The following is a 15,628-nucleotide window of genomic DNA, read 5'->3' as shown; positions in this document are numbered from 1 at the left end:
AGCGTGCGTGGCACCGCCGAGGTGGCCGGCGCTGGTCGCCAGCCAGCCCGGCCCGCCCGCTCGGCGGCCCCACACTCGTTTGGGAGTACTTTGAGGGACGCGTCGGGCGTGGCTCGCGTATGAGAGTCCACTGGCACCGCCGGGACTTGCGGGCGACGGACAACCGCGGGCTGGCCGCCGCGGCGGGGCGACTGGAAGACGTGCCCGCCGACGGCCCCGTCGTCCCGCTGTTCGTCTTCGACCGCGACGTGCTCGCCCACGCGGGGCCGCCCCGCGTCGCGTTCGTGCTCGACGCGCTCGACTCGCTGCGGGCGTGGTACCGCGAGCGCGGCAGCGACCTCCTGGTCCGTCACGGCGACCCCCGCGAGGTCGTCCCCGCAGTCGCGGATGAGGTAGACGCCGACGCCGTCACGTGGGGTGCGGAGGTTTCGGGGCTCGGTCGCGAGCGCGACGCCGCGGTCCGGCGGGCGCTCGACGACGCCGACGTGGCCCGCCGCTCCGTCGAGGACGCCCTGCTCCACGAGCCCGGGTCGATCCGCACCAACCAGGGCGAGGTCTACTCCGTGTTCACCTACTTCTGGAAGAAGTGGCGCGACCGCGAGAAGGGTCCCCCTGCACCGACCCCTGACGAGCCTGACCTCGCCGACCGCTCCGATGACGAACCGCTCCCGTCGCTCGACGACCTGGGGTTCGACGAGCCCGAGGCGGACGTGCCACCGGCGAGTACCGCGGTGGCCCGCGACCTCCTCGACGCCTTCTGCGAGGGCGACATCTACGACTACGACGACCGCCGGGACTACCCCGCAGACGAGTGTACCTCCCGACTCTCCGCCCATCTCAAGTTCGGGACCGTCGGGATTCGCGAGGTCCACGAGGCGGTCCGGGAGGCCAGGTCGGCCGCCGCCGGCGCCGACTACGACTCCGCCGAGGAGTTCGAGTCGCAACTCGCGTGGCGGGAGTTCTACCACCACGTCCTCTGGGACGAGCCAAGCGTCGTCACGGAGAACTTCAAGGACTACGAGCGGCCGATCGAGTGGAACCACGACCCCGAGGCGCTGGCGGCCTGGAAGGACGGCGAGACGGGTTACCCCATCGTCGACGCGGGGATGCGCCAGTTGCGGGCAGAGGCATACATGCACAACCGCGTGCGGATGATCGTCGCTTCCTTCCTGACGAAAGATCTGCTGATCGACTGGCGGGAGGGGTACGACTGGTTCCGCGAGAAGCTGGTCGACCACGACACGGCCAACGACAACGGCGGCTGGCAGTGGGCCGCCTCGACGGGGACCGACGCCCAGCCGTACTTCCGCGTGTTCAACCCGATGACCCAGGGCGAGCGCTACGACCCCGACGCCGAGTACGTCCGCGAGTACGTCCCCGAACTCCGGGACGTGCCCGCCGACGCCGTCCACTCCTGGCACGAGCTCGACGCCGGCCGCCGGGAGATGCTCGCGCCCGACTACCCCGCGCCCGTCGTCGACCACAGCGAGCGGCGGGAGGAGGCCATCGAGATGTTCGAGCGGGCGCGGGCCGACGACTGACCGCGGTAGCTGACACCTCGACCGCGGCGGCCGCGCCGCCACGACCTTTCTCGACACCGAGGGGTCGGGGACCGCCGGCGGGGTTCCGGATTCGGCCGCGTCCCGCGTGTCAGGCGCCGCCCGTGTCAGCCGTGCGTGACAGTTACACCCATCCAGTTCCTCAAACTTTAACAGGTATCCAGCCGACTCTCCGAGTGGAGGAGATATCTATGGCAGAACATTCCGATCCCGAGCTTCCGCCGCTCCCGTACGACTACGACGCGCTCGAACCGCACGTTAGCGAGCAGGTGCTCACGTGGCATCACGACACCCACCACCAGGGGTACGTCAACGGCCTCGAATCCGCCGAGGAGACGCTCGCCGACGCGCGCGAGTCGGGGGACTACTCTTCGACCGCGGGCGCGCTGGGCAACGTCACCCACAACGGCTGTGGCCACTACCTCCACACGCTGTTCTGGGACAACATGTCCCCGAACGGCGGCGGCGAACCGGAGGGTGACCTCCGCGACCGCATCGAGGAGGACTTCGGCTCCTACGAGGGCTGGAAGGGCGAGTTCGAGGCCGCCGCGTCGGCCGCCGGTGGCTGGGCGCTGCTGGTCTACGACCCCGTCGCCAAGCAACTGCGCAACGTGGCCGTCGACAAGCACGACCAGGGCGCGCTGTGGGGTGCCCACCCGATCATGGCCCTGGACGTGTGGGAGCACTCCTACTACTACGACTACGGCCCGGACCGCGGCAGCTTCATCGACGCCTTCTTCGAGGTCGTCGACTGGGACGAGGTCGCCGACCAGTACGACACGGCAGTCAGCCACTTCGAGTAGCGACGAGTCAGTTCACCACCGCCATTTTTTCGCCGCGTCTCGGGTAGCCTCGCGCGTCGCCGTCAGGCGAGGGCGAACCGCACGACCGCCTCCGCGACCGCCAGGACCGCCGTGACCCGAACTATCCGGTACGCGTAGGCGCTCAGAATCCCGTACAGCGGCGACTCCGCCTGTGTCCCGACGAGCGCGATCGCGGTCACCGCGACGAGCCCGCCGCCGACGAGCGCGAGCGGGGCGACGAGTCCGAACGCCAGCCAGAAGAAGACGGGCGCGCCGGCTATCGCCGTCGAGCGCGCGAGTTGCCCGACGTACTGGCGCGGCGTGAACGGGTCCTCCGGGCCCGCCGGGTGAACGGCCCACCACGCGCGGACGAAGCCGAGGTAGCCCGCACCGGCCGCTACCGACCCCGCGACGGAGACGGCGGCGACCGCCCACCCGTCGAGGCCGCTGGTCGGTGGGTCGGGAGAGATCGGGAGCACGGTCGGCCGTGAGCGGCGGAGACGATATAAATACGATCGCCACTGCGGCCACCCTCGCTGTCGCCCGCCGTCGACCGGCCGCGTTTCGAGGGCTTTAGGCGTCGACCGGGAGTACCTGAAGCTATGCCACGACCGAGAGACGACTTCGACGACCTGCGACCTTTGGAGTTCCGCGAGCCCGCGGCGGTGCTCGACGCCGAGAAGCTCTACACCATCTACGAGGTCGGCCGCCTGTTGCAGGGGGTCGACCCCGAGGCCGAGCTGGACATCGAGACGGAGAACGTCCTGCTGGACTGGGCGATCCCGTGGATGATGAACCACAGCGAGAAGTTCGTCTTCGCGGAGCCCGACGCCGACGACGAACCGGGCTACTACGGACTCGCGCCGGGCGTCGACGCCGACGGCACGGCCGAGCAATGACCCGCGGGGGCGACCGATGAGGCTACTCGTGGCCGGCGGCGCCCGCGTCGACGCCGGCAAGACCACCTTCTCGACGGGGCTGGTCGAGCGGGCCGGCGCCGTCGGGTTCAAGCCCCGCGCGGGCAACGACTACTGGTTCGACCACGACGACTACCTGGAAGCCACCGCCGAAGGACGGCTCTACGGCAAGGACGCCCGCAAGCTCGCGGCGGCCAGCGCCGCCGACGTGGCCCCCGAGGACATCAACGCCGTCCACCGCCTGTGGCGACCCAATCCGGGCGGCGGCACGGGCCTCCTCGGGAAGGAGGAGCGGGAGTTCCTCGTCGACCGCGTCGGGGAGTCGTTCGTCGTCAACGGCACGGTCGAACTCCCGGAGTCGGTCCGGGAGGCGCTCCCCCTGTCCGACGCGCCGCGGGTCTCGACCGTCGACGAGTTCAACGACGTGATGGCCGACCGTCACCTCTCCGAGCAGCGGGCGCTGCTCGCCGATATCGAGGCGAGCGAGCGGGCAGTCGTCGAGTCGTACGCCGACGTGGCGCGCCCCGCCCGCGAGGTCGACCCCGACGCCGTCGCCGTGGTCGAACCCGGTCGGGCCCGCGTCTACGACGGCGACCGCTACGCGAAGGGGTGTGCCATCGCCAGCGGCGGCCCCGACGCCGGGCAACTGGAGGAGCGCGTCGGCGACGTGACCGACCTGATCGAACCGACGGCCGACGCCCCCCTGCCGCCGCTGTCGAAGTCCGAGCGCGGCGACCCGGCGGCCGTCGCCGACGCCTACGAACACGCCTACGACGCCGTCCTCGCCGCCGCCTTCGAGTGACCTGTCGGACCGTGTTCAGTCCCGTGGTGCGAACGTACCGCGTCTACTGTCGGATGCATCACCCGAGACGCTATTGCCCCGGCGAGGCGACCTGAGACGTACCGTGGCGCGAGGGAGGCGGAGGGGTCACGTGTGCTCCCGCAGCGCAGACGCGACCGCCTCGTAGGACTGCTTTTTCCGTCCATCTTCGTCGAAGAGCATCGGACGTTGCGTGTACGTCTCCGGGTAGTCCCGCCACTTCGTGATCCACGAGTTCTCGTCGGTCACTCCCCAGAGCGTGATGTACTCGACCCCCGCGTCGAGACACGCCTCGACAGTCTGCCGGTAGTACGCGGCCTGTTCGGCGTCGAGGTCGTCGGGCCGCTCTTCGCTGCGATAGGCGACGTCCAGTTCCGTGACTCTCACCTCCAGACCGAGACCCTGGAACCGCTCGATCGTCTCTCGGATCTGTTCCGGAGTCGGGTGTGTGTCGAGGCAGTGCATCTGGATCCCGACCCCGTCGACCGGGACGCCGTCGTCGAGGAGGTCCCGCAGGAGCGCGTATACGCGGTCCTGTTTCCCCTCGTTGTACGGAAGCCCGTAGTCGTTGTACAGGAGTGTGGCGTCCGTCCGCTCGGCAGCCCACCGGAAGACGTCGGCGATATACTCCTCGCCGAGAGTCTCCAGCCAGAGGTTCTCCCGGAGCTCGGCGTTGTCGTCGACGGCCTCGTTGACGACGTCCCACGTATCGATCTGCCCGTCGTATCTGCCCGTCACCGTGTGGACGTGCGAGCGTAACTGGTCGGCCAACTCCTCGGCCTCCCAGTCGGTCTCCGTGAGCCACGCCGGGTTCTGCAAGTGCCAGACGAGCGAGTGCGCGGACACCGACATATCGTGGCGGTCGGCAAACTCCAGTATCCTGTCTGCGTCCTCGAACGCGTACGTATCGGGGCCCGGGCGTGCTCGGCTCCACATCAGGTCGTTCTCCACCGAGATCCGGGTGAACTCCCGCGCGAGGAGGTCGCCGTACCAGTCCGCCTCGAAGTCCTCGATCGACGCACACGACCCGATCTCCAGCCCCCCGCGGTCCGCGATCTCTCTGAGATTCATAACAGTAGAGAGACAGTATCGGGATAAATGATTTTCCTGAATGTGTCAATAGTTCTCGCGGTCCATTTCGCGGTGTATTCTGCGCAACACCCCGAACACTGCCAATCACGGGGACTCCCCCTCTACGCTCCGCACTGAGCGTTGTGTCTATACACCGGAACGGCAGCGATCGGTCCGGCAGAAGACCTTTTCCCCGGCGCTACGAACGCCCGGCCATGGCGCGAACGGTCGACCTCTCGGTCCCCCGCTGGGTCCGCGTCGCCGTCGTGTTCTTCCTGCTCGGCGGCGTGTTCGTCACCGGCACCGCAGCCCTGCTGGATATCGCCGCCGAAGGCCTGGGACTCGCCGAGAACGCCTACGTCCCGAGCCTCGCGCTGGCCGTCTTCGCCTACCTCGTCGGCTGCGCGGTGTGGTTTTCGCGGGTGAGCGACGCCGAGGGCGACTCGGTCTGGTCGGCGATCCCCGAGTCGCAGTACGCCGGCCGCCACGCCGAGAGCGGCGGCATCGCCCGGAAGGAACAGGAGGACGCGATCCGGGACCTGCGAGACGGCGAGGAGTAGCTCAGTCGTCGTCGGCGGCGACGCCGGCCGCGCCCTCGGCGTCGACCGACGGGCCGCCGGTGTCGGCGGTCGGGAAGTGGCCGATGGTCTCGGCACGGAACGCCGCCTCGTCGAAGGCGTAGTCGCCGTCGAGGAAGTCGACGACGGTCCGGGCGTCCCGCATCGCGTTCTTCAGGCAGGTCGAGGCGCCCGGCGAGGGGGTGATGTTGAAGATGATGTCCTTACCGACGATCTTCGCCTCGCCCATGTCGAGCGAGCGCTCGCTCGTGTCGACGATCTGCGGGCGGACGCCGCCGTAGCCCTCCGCGCGCTCGATGTCGTCGAGCTCGACGCTCGGGACGACCTTCTGAACGTGCGGGAGGAACTGCCGCGGGCCGACCTCCGGCAGATCGTAGACGAGGTTCCGGAGGACGTACGGCAGGAGCACCCTGTCGGAGAGGATGTTCGCGTAGCTGAGAAACGCCGCGGCGTTCAGGCCGAACACGTCGAGGAAGTCCGAGACCGTCGAGATCCGGCCCCGCTCCAGCGTGGGGACGAGCTTGGCCGTCGGGCCGAACCGCGTGATCGACCCGTCGTGTACGTCGGCGTCGCCGTGGACCGCGGCGAAGGGGAGCTTCTTCATCTGGAGGGTGTAGACCTTCCCGTTCAGCAGGTCGTCGGCGAGGAAGAAGCTCCCCGCGACCGGCAGCAAGACCTTGTCCTGGCCGTAGCCGAGTTCCTTGGCGATCTGGAGGCTGTGGGAGCCGGCGGCGACGACCGCCGCCTCGCACTCGAAGTCCCCCTCGGCGGTCGCGATCTCGTAGCCCTCGCGGGTCGGCTCGACGTTCGTGACTTCGGTGCCGGTGTAGATGTCGACGCTGGCCTCCTCGGCCGCCTGCTCGACGAACGACTTCGTGGTCATCCCGTAGTCGACGACGTAGCCGTCCGGCGTCTGGAGCGCTCGCATCTCCACGTCCGGGTCCCGTCCCTCGACGACCTTCGGTTCGAGCTCGGCGATCTCCTCGCGGCCGATGGGCCGGAGCTTCGGGAACAGGTCGCCGAAGCCCTCCTCGTCGTAGCGGCGGTCGAGCTGGGCGACCTCCTCCTCGCCCACGCCGAGGACCATCTTGGACCGCTTCGAGTGCATCTCCCGGTCGGAGTCGTGGTGTTCGAGGTAGCCCGCCAGCAGTTCGGCGCCCTCCTTGACCTCCTCGGCCTTCTCCAGCGTGTAGTTGGTCTCGATGTCGCCGAAGTGCAGCGTCTGGGAGTTGTTCGTCCGATGGGAGTTGATCGCGGCGACCTCCGACTCCTTCTCGACCAGCGCGATGGAGTCGATGTCCGTGAACTTCGCCGTCGTGTACAGGAGCGATGCCCCACTGATTCCACCGCCGACGATAACCAGGTCGTAGCTGTCTGACATTGTTACGCGGTCGCTATCTCCACCGGTGTGCTCCTCCCTCATAACTCGTCTTCTTTCGGCCGCCATATCGACGGTCGTCGAACCAGGATTCGACTTCCGAGCCGCTCACGCGGCGATCGAGCCGGCCAGGTGCTCTCGAAGCGGCCGCTCGCCGTCGGGAGCACAGCGACGAGAACACGGTGGGAAGGGGATTCGAACCCCTGGGTCCGTGAGGACACCTGCTCTCAAGGCAGGCGCGTTAGGCCACTTCGCTATCCCACCGCAGTCGGGGGTTCTCGCCGTCGACCCTAAGGCCTGTCGGTCAGTTCCGCGAACGCGGGGCGTCCTGCGACCATCGCGAACGCGGGGTGTTCGCTCAGTTCCGAGAGACGCCGGGGCGTCTCTCGACCCCCGCGGCGATCGGGTCGCCGCTCAGTCCCGCCCGACCGCGAGGCCGTCCTCGGTGGCGGTGGCGACCAGCCCGATGTCCTCGATGGCCCCGGCGGTGTGGGGCGGCACCCACAGGTCGGCCCGCCGGCGCGCCCGAAGTTGTGAGACCAGCGTGGCGAAGCCGCCGGACGTCTCCGCCACCGGGAGCGTCTCCAGGAAGTCCACGTCGAGGCCGGCGTCGCGGCCGCGGTCGGTCAGCGTCTCGACCGCCGGCTGGGCGAAGGCGTCCGCGAAGTCGACCGGCTCGGTGAACGCGGCGTAGGAGACCCGGCCGTCGGTCGCCGGGCCGAGGACGACCTCCGACTGGCGGAGCTTCATCGCGGCGCTGTCGATGATCCGGCGCTGGACGAGGGGGGCCGACGGGCGGACGACCGCCGCGCTCTGGACCGCCTCGCGGTCGAGCAGGTGCGTGACCGTGTTGCCGACCCGGGCCGACAGCGTGGAGCCGACCTGCACCTCGTAGCGGGGCGCGTCGGGGTCGTCGAGCGCGGGCGCGAGCATCGACCGCACCGCCGCCAGCGACTCCTCGTCCTCGGCCGGCTCGGTCGGGTCTTCGACGTTTGCGGGCAGGTAGTTGACGAGCAGGTCGGCGCCGCTGGCCCGGACGGCGGTCGCCACGTCGCGGGCCATCGCGGCGTACAGGTCTGCCGCCTCTTCGGCGGTCACCGCCCCGCTGTCGACGAGGCGGTCGAGGACGGTCCCGGGCTCGGGCGGCCGGACGAGCAGGGCGACTGTGGTCATACCCGGATCGGGGGCCGACTGCATCTTGAAAGCGCCGTTCCGGCCCCGGACCGTCCGAGACGGCGCCGCCCCACTCGCAGTCGCGGCGCTACCCTGTCGTTCGGTCGCTCGCACCGTCTGTCGGCGGGACGGTCGCGTTCGCGGCCGTTGGATTCCCGGCCGTGGCGTTCACGAGGGTGCCGTTCTCGACGTCCGGCGTCGAGTAGGGGTCGGTCGGGTCGGTGCCGAGCCGGAGTTCGACCCCGTCGTCGACGCCGTCGGCGTCGGTGTCCGCGACGAACGGGTGGGTGCCGTTGGCCCGCTCGGCCGCGGCCGTCAGCCCGTCGCCGTCGGCGTCGAAGTCGCTGCCAGGGGCGGTGTAGGCGTAGGGCGACTCCGGCGGCGAGACGGGCGCGCCGCCGCGGACGTGGTCGTCCAGCCACTCGCGGTGGGACTCGCCGCTGACGTTCGCGACGGTCGCCGCGAAGTCGTCGTACGTGACGAGCCCGTCGTGGCCGTTCAGCCGGCGGAACACCGCCTGGAGGGTCCGGTCGCCGCCGGTCGCCGCCCGGATCCGACCGTCGAGCGCGGCGAGGACCCGCGTCCCCTTCGCGTAGGGGACGTACGTCGTCGACCACGACGACCGGTCGGTCAGCGTCGCGTTCTCGCCGTAGCGGTTCCCGAGCGTCTCCCGGAAGCGGTCGAACTCGTCGGGACGGGCCGGCGGGACCCGGACGGAGACGACGGCCGCGTAGTAGCTCGCGCTGGCCTCGCGGAACCACGCCATCTCCGAGGCGAGGACGAACAACTGGCGGGTGTGGACGTACTCGTGGATCCAGGTGTTGGGCGGCGCGCCCGCGTCGGAGCCCGCCGACACCCAGAAGTCCTGGTGACCCCCGTGGCCGGTCGCCGCGGTCCCGCCGTGGCGCAGCGGCGCCGGCCCGGCGAAGGCGTTGACCACCGAATCGCGCGCGCCGACCCGTAGCTGTGCGGACGCGGTCGACAGCACCCGGAGGACCCGCTCGGGGTCGTCGGCCATCTCGGCGGCTGCCGGACGGACCAGCCGGATCCGCTGGGCCGTGGCGTTGGCGGTCGTCGACTCGAACCCGCCGAGGTAGACGATGGACGGGCCGGCGAACCCGCGCCCGCCGTCGCCGACCCGGGTCCGACGGTCGACGTCCGCGCTCGCCTGCCAGGAGTAGACCCACCGGTCGAGTCGCGCGTCGCGGTAGGCGAAGTCGGTCCGCGGGTTCGCAAGCGTCCACTCGCCGGTGTCGACCCACCGCAGGCCGCCGAACTGCCGGCTCGACCGGTTGACCGAGACGCGCAGCGTCACCGACGGGGCGGTCGCGTTCCCGTCCCACGTCCAGCGGCCGTTCGCCCGGCCGTCGAACCCGGTCGCGTTGACCACCCGCGCCCCCGTGTAGTTGTAGACGACCAGCGCCGAGACGTTCGAGCGGACCCGGTAGCGGTGGGTCGCCAGGATGGTTCCCGTCGCGTTCGGCGTCCGCCGGTAGGTCACCGTCTGGACCACCGCCGGACGGCTGTCGTTGTCGCCGTCCGTCGCCGCGAATCCCGGCCCGTCCACCCACCCGGTGTCGGAGACGGCCCGCGGCGGGCTGTCGAGCCCCCCGTCCGCCCGAACGCCACCGACCGGTCCCGAGAGGACGCTCGCGAGCGCGAGCACGACCACCACCCCGGCGACCGATCGGGCGGACGACACACTAGCCGTGTGTGACAGACGGTCGCATAAATCTGCTGGCGGCACGCTCCGGCCGCGGCGGACGGCCGAGCGGGCCGGTCTCAGGCGCCGAACTCCGACTCGGTGACGCGCTCGACGACCGTCTCCTCCACGTCCCGGAGGTCGTACTCCGGGAGCTCCTCGCCCGTCCGCGTCACGTACATCGGCTCGACGAGGCGCTTCCGGCCCGCCGGGTCGCCGTCGGTTCCCCGCCGGGCTCCGCCGTCGCCGTCGGCCGATACCTCGCCGTCTCCGTCGGCGGCCTCGTCGGCGCCGCCGTCGGCGTCCGCGCCCGCGGGTTCGAGCCCGTAGATCTTGCAGAAGCGGGCGGCCTCGTCGGGCTCGACGGCGTCGTCGCGCAGCGCCGCCGCGAGGTCCCGAGAGAGCCACTCCTCGTCGCTGACGCTCGGTTCGAGCACCATCGCCTCGTCGACGAACCGGACGAGATACCAGTTGAGGTCGTTCAGCAGCGCGACCGCGGCGCCGAGACTCACGGTCTCCAGACCGACGGCGTTCTCGAAGGGTTCGCGCAGGTCGTAGGTCGTCAGAGCCTCGCGGGCGGTCTCGCGGGAGAGCAACTCGTAGCGGAGGTTCACGTCCTCGTCGCCGACCAGACACACCCGCGTCATGGTCGGGTCGAGACGCGGACGCCCCTAAGCGGTTTCGCCTTCCGCGGGGTCGCCGTCGGCGGCGTCCTCGACCGGCTCGACGCGGTCCGCGACCTCCCGCGCTCGCTCCCGGAGGCCGTCCGGCTCGCGCTCCTCGATCTCGCCGACCCGCGCCCGCGTCTCGGGGTAGTCCGGCGCGAGTCGCTCGCAGCCGGCCGGGATCGTCGACTCGTCGAACGTGCCGATCTCCTCGGCCCGGGCGGTGATGTCGGTCTTGTCGACCGTCAGTAGCGGCCGGTGGACCGGCAGGTCGACGGCCGCGCTCGTGACGGCGAGGTTGGCCGTCGTCTGACTGGACTTCTGCCCGACCGCCTCGCCGGTGACGACCCCGACGGCGCCGTACTCCTCGGCGACCGCCGCCGCGACCCGGAGCATGAACCGCCGGAGGACGAGCATCCGCCCGGCGTCGACGGCCTCAGCGATCTCCCCGATGGCGTCGCCCGCCGGCGCCAGCCGGAGGCGCATATCGTAGTCGGGCGCGTAGGGGGACAGAGCTTCGGCCGTCGAGACGGCCCGCGCCCGGTGGTCGACCCCGCCGTAGTCGCCCAGGTCGACGTACAGCGGGACCACGGGCGCGCCGCGTTTCATCGCCTCCCAGGCGGCGACGGGCGAGTCGATCCCGCCGCTCATCAGGGCGACGAGCGGATCCTGCGTCCCCAGCGGGAGCCCGCCCGGGCCGGGCCGCTTCTCCAGGAAGACCAGCGCGTCGTCCGCGCGGCAGTCGACGAACAGCTCCGTGTCGGGGTCGTCGAGGTCCACCTCGGACTCGATCCCCCGGGCCTCGGCGTCGTCCCAGACGGCGGCCCCGCCCTCGCGTTCGATGTCGGTGCTGGAGAAGGGGTGGGCCGACGCCTCGCCGGCGCGGCGCGCCGAGACGGCGAAGCTACCGCCGTCGTAGGTCTCGCGGGCCGCGGCGGTCAGCCCCTCGCGGATGGACTCGATCGTCGGTTCGACTCGGACGGCCGGGCTGGCCGAGACGACGCCGAACGTGTCGGCGGCCGCGGCCGTGACGCCCTCGGGGTCGTCGGTGTGGAGCCACAGGCGAAAGCGCCGCTGTTCGACCTCGGCGTCGAGCCCGCGGTCGTCGAGGACCGCACGGAGGTTCTCGCGGAGCCGCCGCTCCATCTTCGCGCTCACGTGCTGGCTCTTGGTCCCGATCTCGCCGTGGCGGACCACCACCACGTCTGCGCCCGGCGGGTGCATGGCTACCCGTTGACGACCCCGCGTATAAACAGCCTTCGTACGGCGGCCCGCCGCGGCGGGCCGCCGAACGGGGTGGCCGCCCGGCGCTCAGAACGTCGAGAGCTCGCCGTCGATGACGCGGCGGGTGATGTCGGTGACGTTCGCCAGTTCCTCGTCGATGGCCGCGGCGACCTCGTCCTCGATGTCGGCGACTGAGACGCCGTCCTCGGTGACGAGCGTCGCGTCGGCGACGTGCGGTTCGTCGATGGGGCTACCGATCTGACTGAGCAGGCGCAGCTGGAGCTGGCGGATGCCGTCGACGTCCGCGACGACCGACTGGGCGATCTCGGTCGAGAGGAGGTTGTAGATCTTCCCGATGTGGTTGACGGGGTTCTTGCCGCTGGTGGCCTCCATGCTCATCGGGCGGTTCGGCGTGATGAGGCCGTTGGCGCGGTTGCCCCGGCCGACCGACCCGTCGTCGCCCTGTTCGGCGGAGGTGCCGGTCGTGGTGAGGTAGATGGCGCCCTCGTCGTAGTCGTCGGCGGTGTTGACGTGGACCGTCACCTCGCGGTCGGTGTACTCGGCGGCGACCTCGCCGACGTACTCGCGGACCCCGGCGACCGTCTCGCGGTACTCCTCCAGGCTCCCGACGTGGGCGTCGACCGCCGCCGCGGCGACGGTCACGTCGATCCGGTCGCCCTCGCGCTTGCCCATGACTTTGATGTCCTGGCCGACCGCGGGGTTGTCGTCGCTGTACTCGCCGTTGAGCCGTCGCTCGACGTTCAGGACGATCCGCTCGGTTTCGGTGAGCGGCGCGTGGCCGACGCCGTAGCTCGTGTCGTTGGCCATCGGCACCGATCCCTCCTCGCCGAAGACCTCCTGGAGGTCGCCGCTACCCTCGCCGAGCCGCACGTCCACGATCACGTCCGTCCCCACGTCCAGATGCGGGAAGTTCGCCTCCAGGTAGTCGCGGGCGGCCTCCAGCGCGATGGTCTCGGCGGGGATCTTCGTCCCCTCGTACTCCTTGGTCGCCCGGCCGACGATCAGCAGGTAGATCGGCTCCTGTACCTCGCCGCCGCCGAACGCGGGCGCCGCGTTGCCCGCGACCAGCTGTGTCTCGTCGGTGTTGTAGTGCAGTACCTTCCCCACGCGGTCGAGGTACGTCTGGGCGAGCGCCTGGGAGACGGTCTCGGCGATCCCGTCGCAGATCGAGTCGGGGTGGCCGAGGCCCTTCCGCTCGACGATCTCCACTTCCTGGTCCTCGACGGCCAGCCCGGCCGCCGGCTGGACGCTAACGTTCCTGTTCGTCATTGTCTCCGCGTTGGATACCCCCACTCGTATAACTTGCGGAAACCGAAACGGCCGATCTCATTACTCCCCTGCATCTCCGTCGAGCAGCAGGCCGAGGTAGGAGGTGCGGATCTGTTCGGCGGGGTCGAGGCCGAGGTCGTCGAGGACCGCGCGGGCGCCCTCGCGTGCGGCCTCGATGTCGTCGTCTTCCGTCTCGGTCTCGACCTCGACGAACTCGCCGAGGCCGTCGACGCTGTCGAGTGTGACGGTGTAGCCGTCGAGGCGGTAGTGGGCCCGTTCCTTCCGGACGGTCGCGGCCGGTTCGAAGCCGAGGCCGTCGAAGACCCCCGCGGCCGCCTCGCCGTCGGCCACGGCCGTCTCGTGTTCCTCGCGGGACTTCGACTCGGCCTCCAGCAGCGGTCCCTTGTAGGTTATCTTCGCCGTCTCCCTCTCCGTCTCGTCTTCGCCGCCGGCGTCGTCCGACTCCAGGTCGCGCTCCCGGCGGATCCGCAACGCCTCGTCCGTCTCCGCGAAGTCACGGTGGGGCGCGTCGTAGTAGGTGTCCGCCTGGACGACGCTGTCGACGAACTCGGCGCCCGCGGCGTCGAGCGCCGCCTCGACGGCCTCGTGGTCCGCGCGGACCTTGACCTCGACCTCGTACATGGACGGGCGGACTCGTCTCGGCGGCAAAAGCGCGCCGCTCTCTCCCGGCGCCCGCAGTCGATGCGGTGAACGGGATGAGACGGGTCCCGCACATCGTTCAACCGTCCGGTTGATGGTTCCGGTCGCTTTTGTGGCAGCAAAGAACGTAACGTCCATGGAACGGCGTCGATTCCTCACGACGAGTTCCTTCGGGGTCTTGGCGGGTCTCACCGGCTGTCTGAACGGTGGACGGTGGAATGCCGGTACGGACACCTGGTCACCGGAGATCGAAGGGACCGAACCGACGCTCTCGTTCGCGGACGAATCACCGCTGACGGTCGAAGCGAGCGACGTTGCCGGACTGACGGTCAGGCTCCCCGATCCGCAGTTCATCGCGTTCCGATTTCGAAACGCCGACTGGTCGCCGAATCCGGCGAGTGTCTCGGATTCGTATCCACCTCAGTGGGCCTGGTCCCCAGCTCGATCCGTGTCGGGAGAGATCCCGATTCAGATAGGTGACCACGCGGAGCCGGGTGAATACACGTATGGAGTCGAAGCCGTTGCCGACAGTAGATCTGACGACAGATCGGCTGTCGAGACATTTACCATCACAATTACCGGAGAATAATCTCTCGTCGCTCGGCTAGGATCCGCACTGAACGGTGGCCCGATGGACCTGCGAATCGGGATCAGCCGTCGAGCGCGTCGTCGACTCGCGTAGCGAGACCGTCGGCGATGGACTCCATCCCGGCGTCGCCCGGGTGCAGCAGGTCGGTCGTCAGTCCGTCGGCGGACGACAGTTCCCGCCCGTCGACGACAGAGACGTTGTCCGAGTCACAACCCTCGACGACCGATTCCAGCGCCTCGCGGTAGGCCTGTGCGCGCTCGCGGTCGCCGCTCCGGCGGAGGTCGGCGTGGTAGGGGAACAGCGTCACGCAGACGACCGGCCGGTCGGGGTCCGACGCCGCCACCGTCTCGACGAGGTGCTCGGCGCGCTCGCGGAACTGTTCGACCGTGAACCCGCGGTTGGCCATGTTGACCGACAGCGACAGCGTCGCCACGTCCCAGTCCTCGCGGCCCGCGACGTAGTCGGCGACCGCCGGCTCGCAGTAGGCCGACCCCGACATCCCGAGGTTGACCGGGTCCAGGCCGACCTCGCGCGCCACGCGGGAGACGTAGTTCAGGTGTATCGCCGACGCCGCCGCGCCCTCCGTGATCGAGGTGCCGTAGGCCAGGTACCGGCGGTCGGGAACCTCGCCGTCCGCGGGCGGTCGACACTCCCCCGCTACGTCGTGGAGGGCGACCGGCGCCCAGGGTTCGAACCGCAACCGACAGACCCGGGGGTCGAATGCCTCGGTTGCGTCCGCGGCGACCTCGCGGTCGAGGTCCGCTATCGGCTCCGGTACCGACAGCTCGAACTCGGCGGGTTGGGGGCCGATCTCGAGCGGTTCATCGCCCTGGAAAGTGCCCCAGAAGGGGCGGGCGAGCGTCTCCGCGGCCGCCGAGAGCGTCAGCCGGACGGTCCCGCTGTCCCGCGCGACGAACCGGATCTCGCAACCGGCCGGGTGGCGGATCCGCTCGCGGGCGGCGACGTTCAGGTCCTCGGCGACATCGCTCGGCACGCGCCGGAGCTCGTCGCCGCTGTCGGTCCAGTCGGAGTCGGCCAGTTCGGCCACGTCGTGTAGCGCCACCGACGGGTAGTCGTCTCCCGGAGACATCTGTGGATACGTACCCTGTCGCCACGGCGGCCGAAACCGTTCCGGTCGCGGCGCGCCGTGCCGGATCCCGCCGACCGCGAGGGGCTTCGTCGGCGCCCGGGTCGGCCGG

At 70.3% G+C, this 15,628-nt stretch carries 16 protein-coding genes and 1 tRNA gene; 6 read left to right on the top strand and 11 right to left on the bottom strand.

The window, feature by feature from the left end; translation table 11 throughout:
- Positions 1-119 precede the first annotated feature (119 nt).
- Both ACMGFI_RS14385 and sod read left to right on the top strand, forming a co-directional pair.
- The gene (locus tag ACMGFI_RS14385; protein ID WP_436910509.1) at positions 120-1,541 is read left to right on the top strand and encodes a cryptochrome/photolyase family protein; all 1,422 of its coding nucleotides are present in this window, start codon (positions 120-122) and stop codon (positions 1,539-1,541) included.
- Positions 1,542-1,750: 209 nt separating this feature from the next.
- Positions 1,751-2,362, top strand: coding sequence for a superoxide dismutase [Mn] (sod, locus tag ACMGFI_RS14380; protein ID WP_436910508.1), 612 nt, complete (start codon positions 1,751-1,753; stop codon positions 2,360-2,362).
- A gap of 62 nt (positions 2,363-2,424) precedes the next feature.
- Here the strand turns inward: sod and ACMGFI_RS14375 are convergent, their stop codons facing one another.
- Positions 2,425-2,841: a hypothetical protein gene (locus tag ACMGFI_RS14375; protein ID WP_436910507.1), complete on the bottom strand. Its 417-nt coding sequence runs from the start codon at positions 2,839-2,841 to the stop codon at positions 2,425-2,427.
- A gap of 123 nt (positions 2,842-2,964) precedes the next feature.
- On the opposite strand from ACMGFI_RS14375, the gene ACMGFI_RS14370 reads away from it, so the two are divergent.
- Both ACMGFI_RS14370 and ACMGFI_RS14365 read left to right on the top strand, forming a co-directional pair.
- Entirely contained in the window at positions 2,965-3,261 is a 297-nt protein-coding gene (locus ACMGFI_RS14370) for a DUF5827 family protein (protein WP_436910506.1), read from the top strand.
- 16 nt (positions 3,262-3,277) lie between these two features.
- Complete coding sequence (locus ACMGFI_RS14365; RefSeq protein WP_436910505.1) at positions 3,278-4,081, top strand: ATPase; 804 nt, start codon at positions 3,278-3,280, stop codon at positions 4,079-4,081.
- A 126-nt stretch (positions 4,082-4,207) separates the two neighbouring features.
- Here the strand turns inward: ACMGFI_RS14365 and ACMGFI_RS14360 are convergent, their stop codons facing one another.
- The gene (locus ACMGFI_RS14360) at positions 4,208-5,170 is read right to left on the bottom strand and encodes an endo-1,4-beta-xylanase (protein WP_436910504.1); all 963 of its coding nucleotides are present in this window, start codon (positions 5,168-5,170) and stop codon (positions 4,208-4,210) included.
- A 215-nt stretch (positions 5,171-5,385) separates the two neighbouring features.
- Here ACMGFI_RS14360 and ACMGFI_RS14355 point away from each other — a divergent pair, with 215 nt between their 5' ends.
- Complete coding sequence (locus ACMGFI_RS14355) at positions 5,386-5,730, top strand: hypothetical protein (protein ID WP_436910503.1); 345 nt, start codon at positions 5,386-5,388, stop codon at positions 5,728-5,730.
- 1 nt (position 5,731) lies between these two features.
- Here ACMGFI_RS14355 and ACMGFI_RS14350 read toward each other — a convergent pair whose 3' ends face one another.
- From ACMGFI_RS14350 to cyaB, 8 genes are all read right to left on the bottom strand, one after another.
- Positions 5,732-7,129 (bottom strand): FAD-dependent oxidoreductase, encoded by a 1,398-nt coding sequence (locus tag ACMGFI_RS14350; protein ID WP_436910502.1) that lies wholly within the window; start codon positions 7,127-7,129, stop codon positions 5,732-5,734.
- Positions 7,130-7,306: 177 nt separating this feature from the next.
- Positions 7,307-7,390 (bottom strand) — tRNA-Ser (locus tag ACMGFI_RS14345).
- Between the two features lie 150 nt (positions 7,391-7,540).
- Complete coding sequence (locus ACMGFI_RS14340) at positions 7,541-8,299, bottom strand: hypothetical protein (RefSeq protein WP_436910501.1); 759 nt, start codon at positions 8,297-8,299, stop codon at positions 7,541-7,543.
- A gap of 88 nt (positions 8,300-8,387) precedes the next feature.
- The gene (locus ACMGFI_RS14335) at positions 8,388-10,001 is read right to left on the bottom strand and encodes a M61 metallopeptidase family protein (RefSeq protein ID WP_436910500.1); all 1,614 of its coding nucleotides are present in this window, start codon (positions 9,999-10,001) and stop codon (positions 8,388-8,390) included.
- An 80-nt stretch (positions 10,002-10,081) separates the two neighbouring features.
- Positions 10,082-10,648, bottom strand: a complete 567-nt coding sequence (locus ACMGFI_RS14330; protein WP_436910499.1) for a DUF5804 family protein — start codon at positions 10,646-10,648, stop codon at positions 10,082-10,084.
- Positions 10,649-10,672: 24 nt separating this feature from the next.
- The gene (locus tag ACMGFI_RS14325) at positions 10,673-11,890 is read right to left on the bottom strand and encodes a tRNA sulfurtransferase (protein ID WP_436910498.1); all 1,218 of its coding nucleotides are present in this window, start codon (positions 11,888-11,890) and stop codon (positions 10,673-10,675) included.
- 87 nt (positions 11,891-11,977) lie between these two features.
- A complete protein-coding gene (locus ACMGFI_RS14320) occupies positions 11,978-13,180 on the bottom strand; it encodes a methionine adenosyltransferase (protein WP_436910497.1) in 1,203 nt (400 codons plus the stop codon).
- Positions 13,181-13,240: 60 nt separating this feature from the next.
- Positions 13,241-13,822, bottom strand: a complete 582-nt coding sequence (gene cyaB / locus ACMGFI_RS14315) for a class IV adenylate cyclase (protein WP_436910496.1) — start codon at positions 13,820-13,822, stop codon at positions 13,241-13,243.
- Between the two features lie 154 nt (positions 13,823-13,976).
- Here cyaB and ACMGFI_RS14310 point away from each other — a divergent pair, with 154 nt between their 5' ends.
- On the top strand, positions 13,977-14,429 hold the full coding sequence (locus tag ACMGFI_RS14310; protein WP_436910495.1) for a hypothetical protein: 453 nt from the start codon (positions 13,977-13,979) through the stop codon (positions 14,427-14,429).
- A 61-nt stretch (positions 14,430-14,490) separates the two neighbouring features.
- On the opposite strand, the gene ACMGFI_RS14305 is transcribed toward ACMGFI_RS14310, so the two are convergent.
- Entirely contained in the window at positions 14,491-15,519 is a 1,029-nt protein-coding gene (locus ACMGFI_RS14305) for an SGNH/GDSL hydrolase family protein (RefSeq protein ID WP_436910494.1), read from the bottom strand.
- Positions 15,520-15,628: the final 109 nt, after the last annotated feature.

Origin of the sequence: Halosimplex marinum (assembly GCF_051414075.1) — an archaeon.
GTDB lineage: Archaea > Halobacteriota > Halobacteria > Halobacteriales > Haloarculaceae > Halosimplex > Halosimplex marinum.
The sequence above is the reverse complement of the archived record's forward strand: the minus strand, read 5'-3'. Positions and strand labels throughout refer to the sequence as shown.